Below are 19,081 nucleotides of genomic sequence, written 5' to 3'. Positions count from 1 at the left end.
CGTTTGCCGTGCTGCGGCAGAGGCTGGTCGCGATCCCGACGACCTCTACATATGCGTCGCCGCGCCTGCCTATGTCGGCGACGACCTCGCCCACCAGCGCGATCAGTGCCGGTGGTTCGGGGGCATGGTCGGCAACCACGTGGCCGACCTCGTCGAGCGTTACGGAGACACCGGCGGCGGGGTGCCTCAAGCACTCACCGACTACATCTCCGGGCGCCAGGGCTACGACTACGCCGAGCACGGAAAGGCCGGCAACATCCACACCGACTTCGTCCCCGACGACGTGATCGACCGGTTCTGCATTCTCGGCGACGCCAGCAGCCATATTGCCCGGCTTGGCGAGCTGCGCGACCTCGGCGTTGACCAGTTCGCCATCTACCTGATGCACGACGCCAAAGACGAGACACTGAGCGCCTACGGCCAGCAGATCATTCCGGCGCTGGGAACCTGACCGGCGCGTCGTGCAAGCTGACACCGCTGCCCCGGCGACGATCGACCCGATTGTCCGAGACCAGTTTCTTCGACAGCAGGCGGCCCGCGAGCGTCGGCGCGCCCGAGCCCGCCAAACCTTGCGGCAGGTGGTCGTACTGGCGCTGTTCGTGTGCCTGCTGGGCCTTGCCTATACCGCTTACAAGAAGGTGGGAACAGCCATCGACGACGGTCAGTCCAGCTGGCCGGTGATCGGGTCGTTCTTGCCCGAGACCAACGACCTGAAAATGCCCCCAATGCTGGACATCGTCGCGGGGATCTTCGCTGAGCCCAGGGGCACCGGCCAAGCCTTCTGGACAATCATCGCCACCGAAGCCGCCTTCACGCTGCGAGAGGCAGCGGTGGGGTTCACCATCGGGGTATTGGTCGGCTTGGGCATCGCCATCGTGCTCACCACCTCGGGGCGCTTGGAGCGTGCGTTCGTGCCCCACGTCATCGCCAGCCAAACCATCCCGCTGATCGCCATCGCGCCCATCATCGTGATCTGGGGCCGCAAGAGCTTGGACTTCCTGCCCTTCGATTGGCAGGACTGGATGTCGGTTTCGGTCATCGCTACCTACCTGACCTTCTTCCCGGTGACGATCAACGGCCTGCGAGGCCTGCAGTCCCCCCGGCCCGAGAACCTCGAGCTGATGGACTCCTACGCAGCACGATGGGGCCAGACGCTGTGGCGGCTGCGCTTGCCGGCGTCGCTGCCCTACTTGTTCGCTGCGTTCAAGATCGCAGCCACAGCGAGCGTCGTGGGCGCCATCGTGGGCGAGATCTCTGCCGGGGTGAGGGGCGGGCTGGGCCGCCGGGTGCTGCTGGAAGCCCAGCGCTACACGACGGGGCCTGAGCGCCTCTATGTGGCCGTGCTGGGTGCGGCGGTTCTGGGGATCTTCGTCTTCGCGGTGATCTCATCCGTCGAGTACGCGCTGGTGGGACGCAAGGGCCGGGAAGCTGTCACATGAGCGACGGGCACATGAGCGACGGGCACATGAGCGACGGGCACATGAGCGATGCGGGCGAGAGCAACGACCTCGACGGCGCGGCGAACGCCGCCACGGCCGCCGTCGAGGTGGAGAACGTCTCCAAGGTGTTCAACCCGGGGCGCCCCAACGAGGTCGTCGCACTCACCGACATCGATCTCCGGATCGGCTCAGGCGAGTTCGTCACGCTGATCGGCCCGTCCGGCTGTGGCAAGAGCACCCTGCTGAGGCTGATCGCTGCGCTGATCGATGTGAGCGATGGGTCGGTCAAGGTCAACGGCAAGCCGGCCGACCGTGCCCGCCTCGACCGCGACTACTCGATGGTGTTCCAGAGGGCAGGTCTGTTCGACTGGCGCAACGTGTCGCGCAACATCGAGTTGCCGCTCGAGCTGATGGGCTGGAAGGCGGCCGACCGTCGGCAGCGCTCAGCCGAAATGCTCGAATTGGTGAAGCTGGGCGAGTTCGCCCGGCACCACCCCGCAGAGCTGTCCGGCGGCATGCAGCAGCGCGTCGCCATCGCTCGGGCGATGTCGTTCGATCCGAAACTGCTGTTGATGGACGAACCGTTCGGCGCGCTCGACGAGATGACGCGCGAGCACATGCAGAACGAGTTGCTGCGGATCTGGACCGAGACACAGACCACTGTCATCTTCGTGACCCACTCCATCAGCGAGGCGGTTTTCCTGTCCACGAGGGTGGTGGTGATGTCGCCCCGGCCGGGGAGGATCTCCGCTGTCATCGACACCGACCTCGGGGAGCGCAGCGAGACAACCCGCGACGACCCGGCGTACTTCGCCAACGTGACCGCGGTGCGAAACGCACTGCGAGGAGGTCACGAATCGTGACCGCGGCAAGGGCGCTGCTTCGCTCGTGGCTGCCGCCGGTGGTGGCCGCGCTGATCATGTTCGCCGGTTGGGAGGCACTCCTGGCTGTGCTGAACCCTGACGGCTTCGTGCTCCCGCCGCCCTCGCGCATTGGCAGTGCGGTGGCCGAGAACTTCGAAACCATCGCGACAGCCACCGGCATCACCGGTTTCATCATCGTCACCGGACTCCTCGCCGGGGTCGTGGCGGGAGCGGCGGCTGCCGTGCTCGTCACAGCCTTCCGCTCGGCCAACGAGACGATCACACCGCTGGCTGTTGCCGTCAACGCAGTGCCGATCATCGCGCTGGCACCCATCTTCAACGCCTGGTTCGGGATTCTGTCGCCCCGCTCCAACCAGGCCGTCGTGGTCGTGCTGGTCTTCTTTCCGGTGTTCATCAACACAACCAGAGGGCTCGGACAGCCCGAACCCAGCCAGGTCGAGCTCATGGAGTCCTACGGCGCCGGCAAGTGGAGGATCATGCGCGAAGTGCGAATCCCGAACGCCATGCCGTACTTCTTCACTGCGCTCAAGCTCGCCACGTCGCTGGCGGTGATCGCGGCCATCGTGGCCGAGTACTTCGGCGGCCGCCAGGACGCGCTCGGCAACGTCATCACCAACTCAGCGGGTTTGACCCGCTACGACGACGCGTGGGCCGCGGTGCTGGCGGGCTCGCTGGTGGGCATCGGCCTGTACGCGATTGCTGCGGTGCTCGAACGGCTGATCATGCCGTGGTACTTCGCAGCGCGGAAGGCGTCATGAACCGATTGCTGTTTGTGAGATCCCATTTGGGAACCTAATAGGGGGGAAATATGAAGGCTAAGAGCGTTAGCGGATTGGGCGGTTGTGGGGTTGCCAGCGGTTGCGGTGGTCGATGAGTTTGAGGGTGATGATCAAGGCGACGGCGAGGGCGAGCTGGGCGAGGCGGTGCTCGGGTTTTCGGTCGGTGTTTCGTCGCAGCTGGCCGTAGTTGGACAGCCATGAGTTGGTTCGCTCGACGCGCCAGCGCAGCCCCAGCGGCGCTGTGATCGGTTCGGCGGGGCCGTCGTTGCCGGGTTTGCGTTTGGGGGGCCGCACCAGATCGGTGATGCCGGCCTTGGCTGCTGAGTTGTCGACGCGGGCGCCCCAGTAGCCGCGGTCGAGGTGCAAGGTCTCGGTGTCGTGATGGAGCCCTTGGCGTTCGATCTCGGCAATGGTGGGGTCGAACAGCATGATGTCGTTGCGGTTCGCGCCCGCGGCGGCCCACCCGACCGGGATCCCCGCCCCGTCGATCGCGATTGACCACTTCCAGCCGAGTTTTCGCCTGTCCACGGGGCTTTTGCCGGTCCCTTCCCCACCACAAGGGGCTTTGTGGGTGGACCCGTCGACGCACACGTCATCGAGATCGAGTCCCACGATCCGGTCATAGGCAGCGATCGCTTCGGCCGCGATCAGCTTCGTCGCGGCGCGACCGCAGCGTCGTGTCCGACACCTGCCATCCCAGCAGCGCTTCCGCGCACTGCCATGAGCAGCCCGTCGCCAGCCGCACCAGGATCCCCCAAAAGCACAGCCGGTCCGGTATCCGGGGGCGATGCCCCCTGCCAGGGTCACCCACCGGCCGCACAGGCAGCATCGGCTCGACCGCCGCCCAGATCACATCCACCACCTCGGGCTCCAAAGCGCGCATGATGAAACCGGCCTCCACGGGTTGTCTTGTTCAGGACAACCCGACCAATACACCGGGGAACCAGCCAACCCGTGGATGGCCAATCCGCGCGGCCTCTAAGAAAAATTTGATCCGGCTGATGGTGCCGCTGCTGGCGCTAGGCCTACTAGCCGCGGCCTGCACCGGCAGCGATGACGCAACCGATGAGCCCGAATTCGAGCCCATTTCCGAAGTGTCGCTGCAGCTGCAGTGGTTCACGCAGGCACAGTTCGCCGGCTACTACGCGGCCCAGGCGCTCGGCTTCTACGAAGACGTCGGACTCGACGTGGAGATTCTCGAGGGTGGCGTTGACATCGTTCCGGCCTCGGTTCTGGACTCAGGCGCTGCTGAATTCGCGGTCTCGTGGGTGCCGAGAGGCTTGGTGCCGCGAGAAGAGGGTGCCAACATCACCAACATTGCCCAAGTGTTCCAGCGAAGCGCCACTTTGCAGGTGTCCTTCGTTGGCTCCGGCATCACGGGGGTTAGTGACCTCGAGGGCCGCACGGTGGGCAACTGGGGATTCGGCAACGAATTCGAGCTGCTGGCGGGACTGCGCAAGAACGGGCTCGACCCGGACTCCGACGTCCAGCTGGTGCAGCAGAACTTCGACATGCTGGCTCTGATCGATGGTCAGATCGACGCAGCGCAGGCCATGATCTACAACGAGTACGCCCAAGTGCTCGAGACGGTCAACCCTGACACCGGCGAGCTCTTCCAGCCTGGAGATCTCAACGTCATCAACTGGAATGACGTGGGCACGGCGATGCTGCAGGACGCTCTGTGGGCGGACGCCGACCGCCTCGACGAGGATCCGGCCTACCGCGATGCGGCTGTTCGGTTCGTTGAGGCGTCGCTGAGAGGCTGGATCCACTGCCGGGACAACCCCGCCGAGTGCGTGCAAATCGTGCTCGACAATGTCTCGACGCTGGGCGAGTCGCACCAGACATGGCAGATGAACGAGATCAGCGCTTTGATCTGGCCATCTCCATTGGGCTCAGGCATCATGGATCCCGACCTGTGGGCGCAGACTGTCGAAGTCGCAACCGGCGAGGGCATCCTGGCCTCGGCACCCACCGACGGCGCCTACCGCACCGACATCGCTGAAGAGGCGGTGGCGAATCTGCGGGAGGCCGGCATCGATGTCGTGGGCGACGGCTGGCAGCGAGTCACCGTGGAACTGCTTCCCGGCGGCGAGTAGCCGCTCGCGCACTCACCAGACCGACTTGGGGGCGGTGGCGAGTCAATCGCCGTCGCCCCTGTCGGCCAGAGACCGCTTTGCGGGGAGTATTTGGGACGCTCGGGTCAGGATCTGGCCGGGCCTCGTCAACAATGCGCCGGATCTTCGCGTCGAATCGCGGGATGTCCTCGGTGATCGCGATATAGATCGACATGAGATGAGACTTGGCGATTGGCTCACTGCTCGACGGGTGGATCTGCTCCTGGCTGTCGCGGCGACAGTGGCGGCCGGGACTGGGCTGGCGTCCTGGGCGATGGGTACCGGCTGGGCCCGCTGGTTAACGGTCGTGCATGCCCTCGCCGGCCTGAGCCTGCTGGCGCTGGCCCCGGCCAAGCTCCGGGGCTCGGTGCGCACCGGGCTGAAGCGCCGCCGACCTACCCGGTGGCTGTCGATGCTGCTGGGAGCGCTGGTAACAGCCACCGTCGTGCTCGGCGTCCTCCACGCCACCGGGCTGTGGCACGGGGTGGGCTACTGGTCGGCGCTGTGGACCCATGTTCTGCTGGCCGCGCTGCTGGCCCCCCTGTTGGTGTGGCATATCGTCAGCCGGCCAGGACGCCCCAAAGCGGCCGACCTCGACCGCAGGGCACTGATCGGCGGGGGCGTCGCACTGGCAGCTGCTGGCGCGGTGTATTGGATTCAGCAGCTGGCGGTGGGCGACAACCGGCGATTCACCGGCTCACACGAGATCGCCTCGTTCAACCCGGCAGATATGCCAACGACCATGTGGCTCAACGACCAGTCGCCCCGAGTGGCCGCTTCGCACTGGGACCTCACTGTCGCAGGCGAACCGGTAACGATCGAGGCCTTGGGAGCACGAGCCGTCCCGGTGACGGCCGACCTCGACTGCACCGGCGGGTGGTGGAGCCGCCAGTCGTGGGACGCGGTGCCGCTGGCCGAGCTGATGGGGTCGGTGGACGCGCCCACGCTGGAAGTCACATCGCTGACCGGCTACAGCCGCCTGTTCCCCGCTCGCGACGTCGCCAACCTGTACCTGGCCGTCGGCTACAGCGGTAAGCCGCTGCGCCGCGGCCACGGCGCCCCGGTGCGACTGGTGGCACCCGGACGGCGGGGCTTCTGGTGGGTCAAGTGGGTGACCCGCATCGACCCCGTCGACCGCCCTTGGTGGCTCCAACTCCCATTCCCGCTGGAATAGCTGGTCGCCGTTAGTCGCCGCCTCGCCTAGCCCTGCAGCCCGAATCCCACAAAATCGCGAAGGCTCGCTTTGTCGGCGAGCCCGGCCTCTTTCCCAACGACATCGATGTCGCTGTGATTGGCAAGGCGCCGCTGCGGGCAGTTCGCGCGGCGTGCCGTGACGTCGAAGAGGATCTGCGGGTAGAAGTCAACCCCATCGTGATCGACCGTGACAGCTGGGATTCCCCTTCGCCGGAAGCGTTCGTCGCTCAAATTCGAGAGCAGCCCCTGACGCCGATCATGCTAGAAGTCGAGCATCGCGTCTGACTGGCTCGCTGAGAGCGACACAACACTCGCCATGCCCGCATGCCACGACGCCATCCGCAAGGCCGTGGTTGGGCATATGTCGGCAAACGGGCTCCGAGTACGCGGTGGCGAAGGCGCCCACCGATTGACAATTGACTACGCCAGGCGCGAATTGGCAGGGTCCATTTCCGCGAGCGATCTCGTCGATGCGAACGAGATCCGCCAGGATCGGGCGCTTGCAGAGTACGGGGGCTTTGCTTCCAGGAAGCTGAACGTGACTCATGTCCGCGCAGCAGCCGATGTAGCCGAACGCATCGTCAACGCCCTAGCGCGTGCGCTCGCTTCTTGAACCGCCCGGATAAGGCACGGTCGAGGCTGCAGACCCCGGCAAGGCCGAATCAGCGCCCGACCACCGCTTAGGAAACAGCAGCGCCCCCGAACGGTTTCACGTTCGAGGGCGCTGCCTGGTCTGTCAGTTTGGGTTGTGTGAGTGAGGCGAACCTCACGGGGGCCACCATACCCGCTGATTCGTCGGCGCGGTCGCCGCGGGTGCGCTGCCGCCGGCAGGGTCGTCGCTCACGCAGGTCCCGCCATCCCGACCGGGCCACAGCCCGGCGATCGATCTCCGAATGGTTCGCCCGCCACAACACCGCCCGGCGCCTCACGAGCCTGGGCCATCGCACACCAACTCGACACGAACACCAGTGCCATCACAACGCGGGCGACCAGCCCGCCGTAACCGACTGACCAGCCACGGGGGAAGCGCCCATCGGGTCCCAAGAGATCGTCGTCGCGATCGCTTCAACCAAGGGCGGATCAATTGATCCGCCAGACCATCGTTGATTAAACGCTGCATGACTCCCATCAGACCGCTTCAATGAAGGGCAGATCAATTGATCCGCCAGACGCCGACCTCGGCGCATCCATCGCCGGCAACGTGGTCGTGCTTCAATGAAGGGCGGATCAATTGATCCGCCAGACCACCTCCGGACTCACCGACGAAATGCGAGCACTCACCGCTTCAATGAAGGGCGGATCAATTGATCCGCCAGACCATCGAGGCGACCTACATCGCCCAGCTGACGAAGCCGCTGCTTCAATGAAGGGCGGATCAATTGATCCGCCAGACGTGCGAGTGGCCGGATTGGGCACGTACAGGGCATGCACGCTTCAATGAAGGGCGGATCAATTGATCCGCCAGACATCCGGACGTCGCCCTTGAGCATGTCGATCATCTGGCTTCAATGAAGGGCGGATCAATTGATCCGCCAGACAGGGATCCAGCCGCGTCCACGTGTTCCGCGTCGTCGACGCTTCAATGAAGGGCGGATCAATTGATCCGCCAGATAGGGCGACGGCAGCGTCGACGAGGAGCGTCGCGAGGTTGCTTCAATGAAGGGCGGATCAATTGATCCGCCAGACCGACAAGTTGGCGACCGTACGGTGTTCACGAATATGCTTCAATGAAGGGCGGATCAATTGATCCGCCAGACTGGCTGTAGTGGCCGTTTGGAACGGAGAGTTCCCATGCTTCAATGAAGGGCGGATCAATTGATCCGCCAGACAGCATTGCGTCGGACGCTTCGACATCAGCTTCGTTACGGCTTCAATGAAGGGCGGATCAATTGATCCGCCAGACGTCAACCGCATGTCCGGCGCTCTCGACCGGATGCAGGCGCTTCAATGAAGGGCGGATCAATTGATCCGCCAGACGCCGAGGTCGACGCTTCCGGCGCAGTCGCAGAAACGGCTTCAATGAAGGGCGGATCAATTGATCCGCCAGACTCGAGTCCCGTGAACTGGGCGACGCCCCGCCGTGTCTGCTTCAATGAAGGGCGGATCAATTGATCCGCCAGACCCTAGCCGCCAACGACTCGGTGCTGTTGGTCGTGTGTGCTTCAATGAAGGGCGGATCAATTGATCCGCCAGACGGGCATCTGCTCACTAGCAACTCCTATGACTTGCTGGCTTCAATGAAGGGCGGATCAATTGATCCGCCAGACGACCCAGATCTCGTCTATCTGACCGAGGGCTACAGCGCTTCAATGAAGGGCGGATCAATTGATCCGCCAGACACACTGCCGCCGTCCGACGCGTAGTCAGGTCCCGCGCTTCAATGAAGGGCGGATCAATTGATCCGCCAGACGCTACAGAAGAGTAGCAAGCGTCAGACCCCAATCCCCGCTTCAATGAAGGGCGGATCAATTGATCCGCCAGACGACCAGTACTAAAGCGTCTGCCCACTTCATAGCATCGCTTCAATGAAGGGCGGATCAATTGATCCGCCAGACACACAACCTCAAAGAAGGACGTTCGTGCTGCTCTGCGGCTTCAATGAAGGGCGGATCAATTGATCCGCCAGACCAACGCCACAGACACAGACTGACGCAGCGCACCGGTGCTTCAATGAAGGGCGGATCAATTGATCCGCCAGACATCAGTCGGCTCCTCGTTCACGATCCCGAGATTCACGACGCTTCAATGAAGGGCGGATCAATTGATCCGCCAGACGGCCGTGGCCGGAGCCGAGGCGCACAGTGTCGCCGTAGCTTCAATGAAGGGCGGATCAATTGATCCGCCAGACTCGTGGGGCGTCGATCCGCAAGACGGCGAGTTCGGATGCTTCAATGAAGGGCGGATCAATTGATCCGCCAGACCTGCTCGACCTCGAGTCCGGATGGCTCGTGCTGGCACGGCTTCAATGAAGGGCGGATCAATTGATCCGCCAGACCCGCGTCGCCGATACAGCGCCTCTTCGGGATCGGCTGCTTCAATGAAGGGCGGATCAATTGATCCGCCAGACGAGCCTGCCGTTGGCGACAGCGAAGGCGTGCGAGTCCGCGCTTCAATGAAGGGCGGATCAATTGATCCGCCAGACTGTGCTGAGTGTGTCGCGGTGTGGCGTGCGTACCAGCGCTTCAATGAAGGGCGGATCAATTGATCCGCCAGACGGCAGTTCGGACAGCACTCGGACAGCGGCCTCAGCGCTTCAATGAAGGGCGGATCAATTGATCCGCCAGACGCGACGCCGGCAAGGGCGGCAACATCCGCGAGTGGCAGGCTTCAATGAAGGGCGGATCAATTGATCCGCCAGACTACGCGGCAGCCAGACGAGGACCACTCGGAACTCTCCTGCTTCAATGAAGGGCGGATCAATTGATCCGCCAGACTACCGCATCGCCGGCGACGCCGGCGACTTCAACTCAGCTTCAATGAAGGGCGGATCAATTGATCCGCCAGACCGCTCTCGATATCTACCGGGGTTGACCAGCAGTTTCGCGAGCAGTTGCGAGCGCTCCGGGCTGGGGCGCTCGTGAGAAGCATGGCATTCGATTGTCAAAGTGCAGAATTGGCCCGTACTTACGGGGTGCGAGCGCTCCCCGGGCATCGAGACCTAACCGGACCGCTCGGATCAGACGATAACCGGTCCAGATTGGGGCAGTGGCGGCGCGTTGCCGAGGAATTCGAAGCACTCTCGACCTCGTTCTGTCGGCTTCCCGAGGTCGATGAAGGCAATGGTGTCCTCGCCATGATGAATGGCTTCTCCTAGCTCCATCTTGAGATCGATCAATTCGATGTCGTCGAGATCGCTGATGAACACGCTGTAGTGCATTGGCCAACCGTATGCCTTCATTGCCTTGTGAACCCTACGGAGACGCTTCGGATCGCTGACATCGTAGGAGACCAAGTATCGGCGACGACCGCTCATGAACCTACCTCGTAGTGAATGGAACGTACTCAGGAATCTCACCGAGCATGCAGGCCCCGAGCATCCGGGCCTGAACTTCGAGCACACGCCGGTAGGTGATCTTGTAGCCATAGGTGGGATGAGTGACCTCGTGGTCGAGCCGCCGCTCATACGAAGCGATCACGGCTCGACGTGCCGCTTGTTCGAGTGCGACTCCCCCAGCTCGTATGACGAAGCCATTCTTGGTTACCTCGCCGTTGTTCACGGCGTTGATGACAACCGACTCGGCGATGATGGGGCGGAACTCCTCTGCCAGATCGAGTGCGAGTGCGGGTCGCCCGAACCTGGGGCGGTGATAAACGCCCAAATACGGGTCGAAACCGATGGCCAATACGACTGCGGTGAGGTCCTTGACCAGCAAGGCGTACAGGAATGACAACAGGCAGTTGACCGGGTCGCGAGGCGGCCGTCGGTTGCGCCCAGCGAAGTCGAATGTGCCGAGAGGGTCATCCTTCAGCATGGATCCGAAGCTGCCGAAATACGAACGAGCCGCTGCGCCCTCGATGCCCAACAGCGACTCGATCGAATCGGTTTCGCCCGCCTTCGAGGCGAGATCCTTCAACTGCTGGACAGCCGCATCCACCGGCTCGCGGGAATTGCGCATCAGCAGCGTTCGGGAGTTGCGGATCTTGCCGACGATCATCTGTCGGGCGAGCGGCAAGCCTGCCTGGGCTGCCACCGCAACCTGACGCCGCCGCAACTCCACATGCTTGGACGGCATGCCATGCGCCATCCCCTGGAACCATCCTCCATAGCTGAACCAGCACACCGGAATGTCCTCGCGGAACGCCGCGTGCAGCAACTGCGTGGACACTTGCACGTTCCCGCTGAGGTTGATCTGAGAAACGTCGATGAGACGATCGCTACGCACCACTTCACGGTTGACCTTGACCTCTACTCGACGTTGGCTGATGCCGAGCCGAGCACCCTGCTCGGTCACATACAACGGGCGGGCCGCCGAATCGCGCGGTGTGAGTCGCCGCGGGGCCTTGTCGACGCGACCGGTATGGAAGTTGGTCTCATCGGGCAGGCAGATTCCGACCAGCGAACACCGCGGGCACTTGGGGCTGTCCACCAAAGGAGGTGGCGGGTCGTCCGAGGCAGCGACGCCACGCAGCCGCTCCACGACCTCAAGCGTCCGTTCCATGAGCCGGTCGTCGAATTCGACAGTCGTGCGCTCGCGGGACGAAGCGAAGTAGAACTGGCCTTCGCCGCAGTCGTAGCCCTCGTCACGCAAGATCAAACCGATAGCAGCCAGCTGCAGAAGCTCCGGCTCCCACGCGGGTCCGTGCTTGGGAGGCCGGCCGCGCTTGACCTCGACGGGAACGACCCTTCCGTCGAAGCCCTCGACGATGTCGGTCTTGGCGATGAGCCCGAGCCGCTCAGAACTGACGAGTACCGAGCGCGCATTACGCACTGGATCGTCCTCCGAGGATCCGCCCATGCGGCCACCGCCCTGATCCACGCTGCGATGCACGTAGCGGCCATGAACCGTGTCGGCGTTGTCCTCGAAACGACTCTGGACCCACTCCAAGTAGAAGAGTCGCGGGCAGTACACGAACTCGTTGACCATCCGGGCCGGAACGAGATCGGGTACTTCAGGCACGTTGCCAGATCACTCGAGGAGGGCTGAACCTGCCGTACTTGGCAGACCGATCTATATCAGATGACATGATCTTGATGATGCCCCAGCCAGGGAAGTTCTCAACTCGGGAACTGAATGACAGCGTCCTAGTATTTGCCTTCGCAGTCTCCGGTATAGAAGTGTGTGCAATGAGCGTCCTGACAACACGTCGCGACGCGGGCCGTTCCCATAACGGCCAAGAAAATGCGCCTCGATTCCAAGTGCCATAACACGCGGTAGTCGCGGTCTTTCGCAGTCCGCGAAACACTGGATATTGACACAAGCCCAGAATCGCTAGACATTGAACGCCGGGGCAAGCCAACTTGGGATTACTTGTTGTGTTTGTGGGGTTGAATGCCGATAGCGCGTATTGGCGGTCATCGTTGACATCCCAACCTAACGATGGCAACCGTTCATCGTATTGCCATGCGTCTTCAAGGGTTTGTTCGATATCCTCCATCCGAGTCTCGGAGAGTATTCTTCTTGCTATATGGAACAATTTTTGATTACCGGAGGTGAAGTCAAAATCTGTCGGTTTCGCCTTCGAGCCTGTCATGACGTCGACACTGTTTTCGGCGACAAATGACATCGCCAATACGCCGTCCGGTGTTTCTCGGGCGGACGACAGGTAGTCCCGTATTGCAGCCACAGGAAACTTCGCGTCGTCGCGTTTCGGCAACGGGTCTAGCGCTGGTCCAATGGCCCATCTTCTTGCCAATGAGACAACATGGGTAGCGATCTCATCGACTTCGCATGCTGGATCAATAGCTGCGACCGGAATGAGCGAATCAGTCCAACTAAGGCGGAAGTCACGACCGGCATCAGCAAGGGCGACCTGCGTGCCAAGGGCGGCCAGAAAGCCAAGCGGGCTGTTGCCGGGCAATCCTGGCAAGTGCATCTCAGGCATCAACTGACCTCCGGAGCGGAGCCGGCCAGGTCGTGTGCCTCTTGCTCGCTCTGCCGATGATCGGCCAGCCGGAGAATTGCTTCGAGCCACGCGAGGCCGTGGTGTCCGTACTTTGCGCTCAGGCGCCAGAATCGATCGGCCATCTCGATTGCCATGGGCGTTTCGCTGAAGTTCGTGTGCGCGAACAGTCTCGTGCCGTCAATCTCATAGGCCAAATCCTGCGGGCAATCGTCCGAGACGATTCGGGGCAGGGGACGACCCTGGCCGTGATGAGTTGCCACGAGATGCAGCACGAGGTCGGGGTCGTGGCAACGCGCCATGAACTCCTGGGCTGACTGCGCCATGGCCACACTCGCGACTTCGTGGCGCACGGGTGGCCAGAGGTGAGGACGAGGACGCGCGGAAGGCAGTGACTTCGCGAGCGGCTTGTCCTGCATCGCTAAACGGACGCGATCATGGCCGACCATCTGCGCCTGGAATCGGCTGTCGACCTTGCCGAGATCGTGCATCTCGCCGGCACGCCGCAAGTCTGCAATCAACGCATCTGAAAGTCCGAGGCGATGCCCGAATGCCGCCGCACGATTGCCGACTCCCGAGAGGTGGTCCTCCAGAAGGACGCCGGTACCTGTCAGCGACGCATCGTTGCCACCGGTTCCGAGCGTCGCGACATCCACGGAACGCTCGACGACCACAAAGTAGTCCTCGAGCCGAACTTGTCCCGACGGAGTGGCGACTCCCGAGGATCTTGGCGTCACCAACTCGACGCTGAATTCACGCTCATCTGCCTCTGCCAGCCACCGCAGCATTCCGAGTTGTTCTTGCAACGCGCCGCTACGGCGACCGTTCGCGACCTCCGCGTCGTCGAGCGGCCGAGGGTGTCCGCCAGCCAACCACGCAGGCAATGAGCCGCTATCGGCTGGCTGCGAGTCCGCGACTTGCAGAACGTTGCGAGCCCATGCCTGCACCTGCTGCCTCCTCGAGAGTGCCGTGGGTTGGGCCCCTTCTGCCGCCGCCTCGCTGATAGGCCCCGGCGTTTCCGCAACGTCGCCACCAAGCCGGCGTTGCAGCTGCAAACGCAGACCATCGCTGAGGCGCAACGTGCGTCGCCGACCGTACGCCCATTGAGCCTCATCGCCCAGGTCATCGACCGCCGCGTCGGCTGTGCCGTGGTGATCGTCGGCACCGGATTCGGTCCTGGCGACCTTCGCAGGCTGAGGATCCCAAGTGCCAGCGGTCAGGCCACCTTGCGCTGGATCGACCAACAGGACATCACCGGGCCGCACTTCGTTGATTCCAACTTCCTCGAAGATTTCGTCACCGCCGCAATATCGGCAAACAAGCTTGCTTGCTGTACTTGCAGTCTCATCACCCGCACGAGTCGGTCTGCTTTGCGGGGCGGGTGTGCCGACATCCGCGGTCGGCGTCTCGTCGGCACCGCGTAGCCATGCTCGTGCCGCCGACATCGGCACCGACAGGTGCTCCGCTGGGCGCGGTGGCACCAACCGCAGTGCCTCACTGCTTCGGTCCCGGCGCCAGACGATTGAGACCTCAGGCTCAGGAGGACTCTCGACGAACCCGTGCAGAAACTCGCTGATGTCCGGCTGCACCAGTGGTTCAGGACTCGTTTGCGCCCACGCTTCGATGTGCGTGGGCAGCAACAACGGTGCTTTCGCGGCTGGCGCTCTCGCTTCGACGGGGAAATCCTCCAGCCTCTCGCTCGCCGGGCCGACATCGATCTCTGATTCGACGGCGCGCTCGCATAGCTCACGCCAAGTGACTCGGACGGATTGACCGTAAATCGGGTCGGGTCGCTTGCCCTCAACATCGGACTTCAAGCCGAGAATCCAACAGCGCGCCGGTCGACCTGTGTCGCGAGCCAGAGTTCCGCGCCGGTCGAGGCGACCAACCCGCTGACGGAGGCTGTCGAGTGGGCACGCCTCGGTGATGAGTGCATCGAAGCTGAAATCGGCGCCGACTTCGATCGACTGCGTAGCTACCACAACCGTCCGATCCGCCTCAGGATTCCGGCCATCAGGATCAACTAGCTCAGAGATCTCGCGGAGTCGACGCTCCCGGTCCAGCGGGCGCATGCGACCGGTAATGAGATGCGCAGTGAAACCTGCCTCGCTCAGGGCACTCTTCACCTCTCGCGCCGTGCGCACCCGATTAACCACGACACCGACACTTCGCTCATGTTCTTGGAGTTTCTTCCGGACGATGCGCAGGATCTCCTTCGGCAAGGCCGCATGCGGGGCGCTGCCCGGCAACGGCACCAGACAGGCCCGCTTCGGCGCACGAGCGATGCGACGGAGCCGCTTTCTCGTTGCATCCGGGCCATCGAGGTCCGTGGCGGGATCAAGCACGAAACGACGACGCTCGTCGCCGGGAGGAGTTGCCGACATCTCAACGACGCCGCCTCTTTTGGGCAGCAGTGTTGCGTCAAAGGAGTTGCTGGACGCTTCCAACTTGATATCGCGCAATGTGGCCAAGAACGGCCGGCTCAGATGAACCTCGTCGAGGATCACCAAGCAGTCGTTACCGGCCAGTCCTGCATGGACGGGCCGCATGACTGAACTAACGCCGTAGCCACGGAACAAGAGCTTCGAACCGAACTGGTCGACGGTGGAGACCATCACCCACGGCTGATCGGGCCGAGTGGCCCATTCGTTGTCGAGCGGGATGCCGCCGCGCAACGCTGAGACGCCGATGGGCTGGTCCACATCAGCGGCGACCTCATCGAGAGCGGAGCGCACTCGGTCAAGCACGCCGCCGTCCGCAATGCGGATCAAATGGCTGATGCGCTGGGCTCGCTCGTAGACCTGATCGACGACGATGCGGCGGTCGATGACGAAGACAACGCGTCGCGGAAACACCTTGGGCTTGGCCGCGAGCGCAAACACCGCCGTGTCGAGCACCGCTGTCTTGCCAGTACCGGTCGGCAGGTCGATCACCTCGGGCCAACGCTCCTCTGTGAGCACTTGTTTGGTGAGGCGCACCTGCCACGGATACGGCGGATGATCGTGGACAGCCTCGAAGAAAGAAGCAAAGTCATCGGCAGACAGCTGCTCAACGCTCATCTTGGCCTCGCCCGTTTCTGGTCTCAGGCGCCGTCCGTCGTTCCGGGAGCGGTCGCATGAGGCCGAGTCCAAGAAACCTGCCGGAACCCAGCACAACCGGGCCCTCGACTTCTGCGTCGAATCGAAGGGCTGCATGCACCAGCCGCCGACGGACCGCGTCACCTCGTCGAGAGCCCTGCACGAAGACCGGAAAGGCAGCAGCTGGCCTCGCCCCGATCATGAGCGGATCGAGCGACACTGCGATCGATGCGGGCTCAGGCAGACCGACGTGAGCGCACGACTGCCGCACCTGATCCTCAGCGGCGGCCCAAGCCTTCGCTCGGGCGGCTGGCGAGCCCTGCGTCAGCCGCCCCGGGTTCTTGGGCAAGGCAATCGGAGTTGCACTCGCCCAATCATGCGACGGCCGAGACCACGATTGAGGTTCGAGGCTCTTGAATTCGAACGGAGGTTGTTTGCGCTGGAGATCAAGCTCGGCACCGCCGGGAAGTGTCAGTCGGCACTGACCATTCGGCTCGGCTCGTTCCCACAGGCCGATAGCGCGCAAGGCGGCTCGCGCCGCCGCTTCATCGAGCCCGTCGGGCAGCATCACGGCCATGCCCATGAGTCGGCCATCTGCGTGGTTGTGGCCGACGTTGGGCAGCGCCAAGAACGCGATGTGGGGGTCACGACTCGGTCTGCCGTCCGGCAGATGGCCACTGAGACCTTCTGGCAATGGGTCATCTGCGTGATGGAAGATGGCGCCGCGCAGTGCCTCAGCAAGTTCGACGGTGCGCGTCAACGGCAAGTGGCGTTTGGCACCCGGCAATTCGAAGACAACGAGCTCACCAGCGACATCGGAGCGCACGGCGGCAGACGCCGTACCCCCTTCGGTGTCCACATGGGCGTATCGAACGCCGACGAACGGCATCGCCCGCGGCCGGATGCCCTCGTGGGCCGCATACATCTGCTCAAGAGCAGCGAGTTGGCCGCGCTGGGTACAGCGCAACATTGTCGTTCCGGTACCCGGCCGCATCGTTGGCTCCGGTGCAGTCAGGAGCAACCGGCACGACACCAACGATGACGAGTGCCCAATTCGGGTCACTCTGCCAAGCAGCGCGTCAAGCGCAGTGGTGACGCCCGATGGAGGGGCTGCCTCCCAGCAGAACGTCACAAGGGAGCAGTCAGGTGTGACGGATGGAAACTGACGTTCCTGCTTGCCACGGCCGTCTGGGAGGAGCGCGACTGCAGCCTTTGGATTGGTAGCGCCAACTGGATCGACCATCGACGCCACATCGCGTTCCTTGTCGATCTTGTCGCGCAAACGCTCGACAGCTCGCGTCATCCCGCCGCCAGCTGATTCGAGTTCTCGGTAGAGCTCGTCGAGGTCGTCATCCAACCGCTCGACGCGACGCCGATACTGCGCGCCTGCGACGACCGATGCGTCGTTCACAGGTACGAAGTGGCTCACGGGCCGGCGAACGGCAACGTCCTCGGCTCGAGAAGCCGTAATCGCCGGCGCGGACTGGCCTTCGAGCCACTCAAGTGCGTGCCTCTCGTTCGCATCTGGAACGTCAGCGTCGGCCCATGTCGCCACGAGCGCCGAGAACAAGCGCGCCGGGTGCGGCGGCCACTCGTGTTCTCGGCGGTCGTGGTGTGCCGTGGCCACATACCGACCGGTCAACAGCGTGACCTCGACGGCGATCACACCGACTCCACGGCACCCTCGCGTGCCGAGACCTCGCGACTGCGCCGAAGCAACTCGACCAGCTTGGGTGCGGGGACAAGCCGGATCTCCTCAGTGGCCCAGCCGAGGCCCGCATCCAGTGCAGCAATCGCCGCCTGCTCTACAAGCTGCACACTCGAATCGCGACCGATAGCGACGATCTCCGGTGTGGACCCATCCCGCCCGACGAGTTCGACGGACGGCGAATGCTCGGGAATCAACAAGCACCGCGAACGCAGATCGAAGTCCATCTCGTAGCCATACGCGATTGCTGCAACGCCCAATGCAGCAACAGCAGTGCGGGCGGCCACAGCGGCGCCCCGACTCTCGCCCTCGAACTTGAGTCGGCGCAGCGCTGCCAGTGACAGCACCGTGGTCTGGCGCGCCGCAGAGATCGTCACGCCCCCTGTCAACGGATCGATCGAAGGTGGGATGTTGCCATGGTTGATCTTGGACGGCTGACCAGCCTCCCCGGACTTGCTTCCACGAGACGCTGGTTCCGGTTTTCCGCCCTTGAGTTGGACAGCCTCGTTTGGATCGAAGGTCCAGACTTGCTCGGATTTGGCGTGGTTGTACGCAATCTTGTCTCCAGCGAGCCTCTCGATCTGCAGCGGGTCGATGCGGCTGCCAACCTTCATACCGATCTCCGCATCGAGGCCGACGATCTCCGACACAAACGCCCGCTGGAACTTTGCGCCGAGACCTCCCTTGGGCCCCGTCGAGTCCCATTGACCGAACAAGAGCGCTGTCGGTGCATAACGGAACATTTCGGTCGCATTGCGAGGATGTGCCTCAGTGATCGCGCGACCGATATCTGACAGGCGAAACAGCGTGCCGTCCAAGAGACTGTCACGAAATATTGCATCCGCGATGCGATGCGGAGCCTCCAGCACTGTAAGTCGGCCGATATCTCTCACGCCTTCCTCACCGGCGAAATCGACGTAGGCAACGGGAAAGCTGAGCTCACCGCTCTCCCAACCTTCGAGCAGCGACATCTCAGCGCGGTTCGCTTGCGAAGCCACAGAGTCAAGTAGCACCGTTTTGGATACCCGATCCCCGACACGCCGGTCCTCGACCGCATAGGCAGCCCGGTTGTCGACGGAATAGGTGGGCGGGAATACTTTCCCGCCGTCGCCGTCGGCCGGCTGCAGACTCAACGCAGAGCGCAGCGCAACCGCTCCGCCTGCCACCGCGTCCCGCAGCATCTCGTAGGTCAACTCAGTCATCGCTCAACCCTCTCCACAGTCGTCACTCCAACTATCTTGAATGAGGGGTGTGACAAGTTCGCGGATGCTTTGCTCGTCGGCTGATGCCGGTGCCCTGATCCGACGGCGTGACTGGGCTAG

Annotated in this window: 16 protein-coding genes and 1 CRISPR repeat array; of the genes, 8 read left to right on the top strand and 8 right to left on the bottom strand. The window is 63.2% G+C overall.

Annotated features, from left to right (window positions below; all coding sequences use genetic code 11):
* The 4 genes from ACOOHB_RS01140 to ACOOHB_RS01125 form a co-directional block, all read left to right on the top strand.
* On the top strand, positions 1-451 hold a 451-nt coding region (locus ACOOHB_RS01140), incomplete at its 5' end, for an LLM class flavin-dependent oxidoreductase (protein ID WP_420442994.1).
* A 10-nt stretch (positions 452-461) separates the two neighbouring features.
* Positions 462-1,439 (top strand): ABC transporter permease, encoded by a 978-nt coding sequence (locus ACOOHB_RS01135; RefSeq protein WP_420442993.1) that lies wholly within the window; start codon positions 462-464, stop codon positions 1,437-1,439.
* 41 nt (positions 1,440-1,480) lie between these two features.
* A complete protein-coding gene (locus tag ACOOHB_RS01130) occupies positions 1,481-2,302 on the top strand; it encodes an ABC transporter ATP-binding protein (RefSeq protein WP_420442996.1) in 822 nt (273 codons plus the stop codon).
* On the top strand, positions 2,299-3,081 hold the full coding sequence (locus tag ACOOHB_RS01125; protein ID WP_420442992.1) for an ABC transporter permease: 783 nt from the start codon (positions 2,299-2,301) through the stop codon (positions 3,079-3,081). The genes ACOOHB_RS01130 and ACOOHB_RS01125 overlap by 4 nt, the downstream gene beginning before the upstream one ends.
* A gap of 66 nt (positions 3,082-3,147) precedes the next feature.
* On the opposite strand, the gene ACOOHB_RS01120 is transcribed toward ACOOHB_RS01125, so the two are convergent.
* Entirely contained in the window at positions 3,148-3,693 is a 546-nt protein-coding gene (locus ACOOHB_RS01120; RefSeq protein ID WP_420442995.1) for a transposase, read from the bottom strand.
* Between the two features lie 28 nt (positions 3,694-3,721).
* The gene (locus ACOOHB_RS01115) at positions 3,722-3,985 is read right to left on the bottom strand and encodes a transposase (protein WP_420442991.1); all 264 of its coding nucleotides are present in this window, start codon (positions 3,983-3,985) and stop codon (positions 3,722-3,724) included.
* A 118-nt stretch (positions 3,986-4,103) separates the two neighbouring features.
* On the opposite strand from ACOOHB_RS01115, the gene ACOOHB_RS01110 reads away from it, so the two are divergent.
* The 4 genes from ACOOHB_RS01110 to ACOOHB_RS01095 all read left to right on the top strand — a co-directional run bounded on the left by ACOOHB_RS01110 (position 4,104) and on the right by ACOOHB_RS01095 (position 7,026).
* Entirely contained in the window at positions 4,104-5,201 is a 1,098-nt protein-coding gene (locus tag ACOOHB_RS01110) for an ABC transporter substrate-binding protein (RefSeq protein WP_420442990.1), read from the top strand.
* Positions 5,202-5,397: 196 nt separating this feature from the next.
* Positions 5,398-6,393, top strand: coding sequence for a molybdopterin-dependent oxidoreductase (locus tag ACOOHB_RS01105; RefSeq protein ID WP_420442989.1), 996 nt, complete (start codon positions 5,398-5,400; stop codon positions 6,391-6,393).
* 113 nt (positions 6,394-6,506) lie between these two features.
* Positions 6,507-6,698, top strand: coding sequence for a hypothetical protein (locus ACOOHB_RS01100; RefSeq protein ID WP_420442988.1), 192 nt, complete (start codon positions 6,507-6,509; stop codon positions 6,696-6,698).
* A 31-nt stretch (positions 6,699-6,729) separates the two neighbouring features.
* Entirely contained in the window at positions 6,730-7,026 is a 297-nt protein-coding gene (locus ACOOHB_RS01095; protein WP_420442987.1) for a hypothetical protein, read from the top strand.
* A gap of 449 nt (positions 7,027-7,475) precedes the next feature.
* A CRISPR array of direct repeats spans positions 7,476-9,919; the repeat unit is 36 nt; unit sequence GCTTCAATGAAGGGCGGATCAATTGATCCGCCAGAC.
* A gap of 170 nt (positions 9,920-10,089) precedes the next feature.
* Here ACOOHB_RS01095 and cas2 read toward each other — a convergent pair.
* From cas2 to cas7g, 6 genes are read right to left on the bottom strand one after another with little or no spacing between them, the layout of a single operon-like run.
* The gene (gene cas2 / locus ACOOHB_RS01090) at positions 10,090-10,386 is read right to left on the bottom strand and encodes a CRISPR-associated endonuclease Cas2 (RefSeq protein ID WP_420442986.1); all 297 of its coding nucleotides are present in this window, start codon (positions 10,384-10,386) and stop codon (positions 10,090-10,092) included.
* 4 nt (positions 10,387-10,390) lie between these two features.
* The gene (cas4g/cas1g, locus tag ACOOHB_RS01085; RefSeq protein WP_420442985.1) at positions 10,391-12,031 is read right to left on the bottom strand and encodes a CRISPR-associated endonuclease Cas4g/Cas1g; all 1,641 of its coding nucleotides are present in this window, start codon (positions 12,029-12,031) and stop codon (positions 10,391-10,393) included.
* Positions 12,024-12,956, bottom strand: coding sequence for a type I-G CRISPR-associated protein, Cas3-extension family (locus tag ACOOHB_RS01080; protein ID WP_420442984.1), 933 nt, complete (start codon positions 12,954-12,956; stop codon positions 12,024-12,026). Before ACOOHB_RS01080 ends, cas4g/cas1g begins: the two co-directional genes overlap by 8 nt.
* Complete coding sequence (gene cas3g, locus ACOOHB_RS01075; RefSeq protein WP_420442983.1) at positions 12,956-16,033, bottom strand: type I-G CRISPR-associated helicase/endonuclease Cas3g; 3,078 nt, start codon at positions 16,031-16,033, stop codon at positions 12,956-12,958. Before cas3g ends, ACOOHB_RS01080 begins: the two co-directional genes overlap by 1 nt.
* The gene (gene csb2, locus ACOOHB_RS01070; RefSeq protein WP_420442982.1) at positions 16,023-17,717 is read right to left on the bottom strand and encodes a type I-G CRISPR-associated protein Csb2; all 1,695 of its coding nucleotides are present in this window, start codon (positions 17,715-17,717) and stop codon (positions 16,023-16,025) included. Before csb2 ends, cas3g begins: the two co-directional genes overlap by 11 nt.
* The gene (cas7g, locus tag ACOOHB_RS01065; RefSeq protein ID WP_420442981.1) at positions 17,714-18,961 is read right to left on the bottom strand and encodes a type I-G CRISPR-associated RAMP protein Csb1/Cas7g; all 1,248 of its coding nucleotides are present in this window, start codon (positions 18,959-18,961) and stop codon (positions 17,714-17,716) included. The genes csb2 and cas7g overlap by 4 nt, the downstream gene beginning before the upstream one ends.
* Between the last annotated feature and the right edge of the window lie 120 nt (positions 18,962-19,081).

This window comes from Candidatus Poriferisodalis sp., from assembly GCF_965215815.1.
In the GTDB taxonomy this organism is placed as follows: domain Bacteria; phylum Actinomycetota; class Acidimicrobiia; order Acidimicrobiales; family Poriferisodalaceae; genus Poriferisodalis.
Note: the sequence above shows the minus strand (reverse complement) of the source record. Positions and strands in the feature narration are given on the sequence as shown.

Coding starts and splice junctions, on each gene's coding strand:
- ACOOHB_RS01080 (WP_420442984.1), bottom strand. CDS start 12,956: ATGCCTGAGATGCACTTGCCAGGATTGCCCGGCAACAGCCCGCTTGGC.
- ACOOHB_RS01110 (WP_420442990.1), top strand. CDS start 4,104: ATGGTGCCGCTGCTGGCGCTAGGCCTACTAGCCGCGGCCTGCACCGGC.
- ACOOHB_RS01095 (WP_420442987.1), top strand. CDS start 6,730: ATGCCCGCATGCCACGACGCCATCCGCAAGGCCGTGGTTGGGCATATG.
- cas7g (WP_420442981.1), bottom strand. CDS start 18,961: ATGACTGAGTTGACCTACGAGATGCTGCGGGACGCGGTGGCAGGCGGA.
- cas2 (WP_420442986.1), bottom strand. CDS start 10,386: ATGAGCGGTCGTCGCCGATACTTGGTCTCCTACGATGTCAGCGATCCG.
- ACOOHB_RS01105 (WP_420442989.1), top strand. CDS start 5,398: ATGAGACTTGGCGATTGGCTCACTGCTCGACGGGTGGATCTGCTCCTG.
- cas3g (WP_420442983.1), bottom strand. CDS start 16,033: ATGAGCGTTGAGCAGCTGTCTGCCGATGACTTTGCTTCTTTCTTCGAG.
- ACOOHB_RS01130 (WP_420442996.1), top strand. CDS start 1,481: ATGAGCGATGCGGGCGAGAGCAACGACCTCGACGGCGCGGCGAACGCC.
- ACOOHB_RS01115 (WP_420442991.1), bottom strand. CDS start 3,985: ATGCGCGCTTTGGAGCCCGAGGTGGTGGATGTGATCTGGGCGGCGGTC.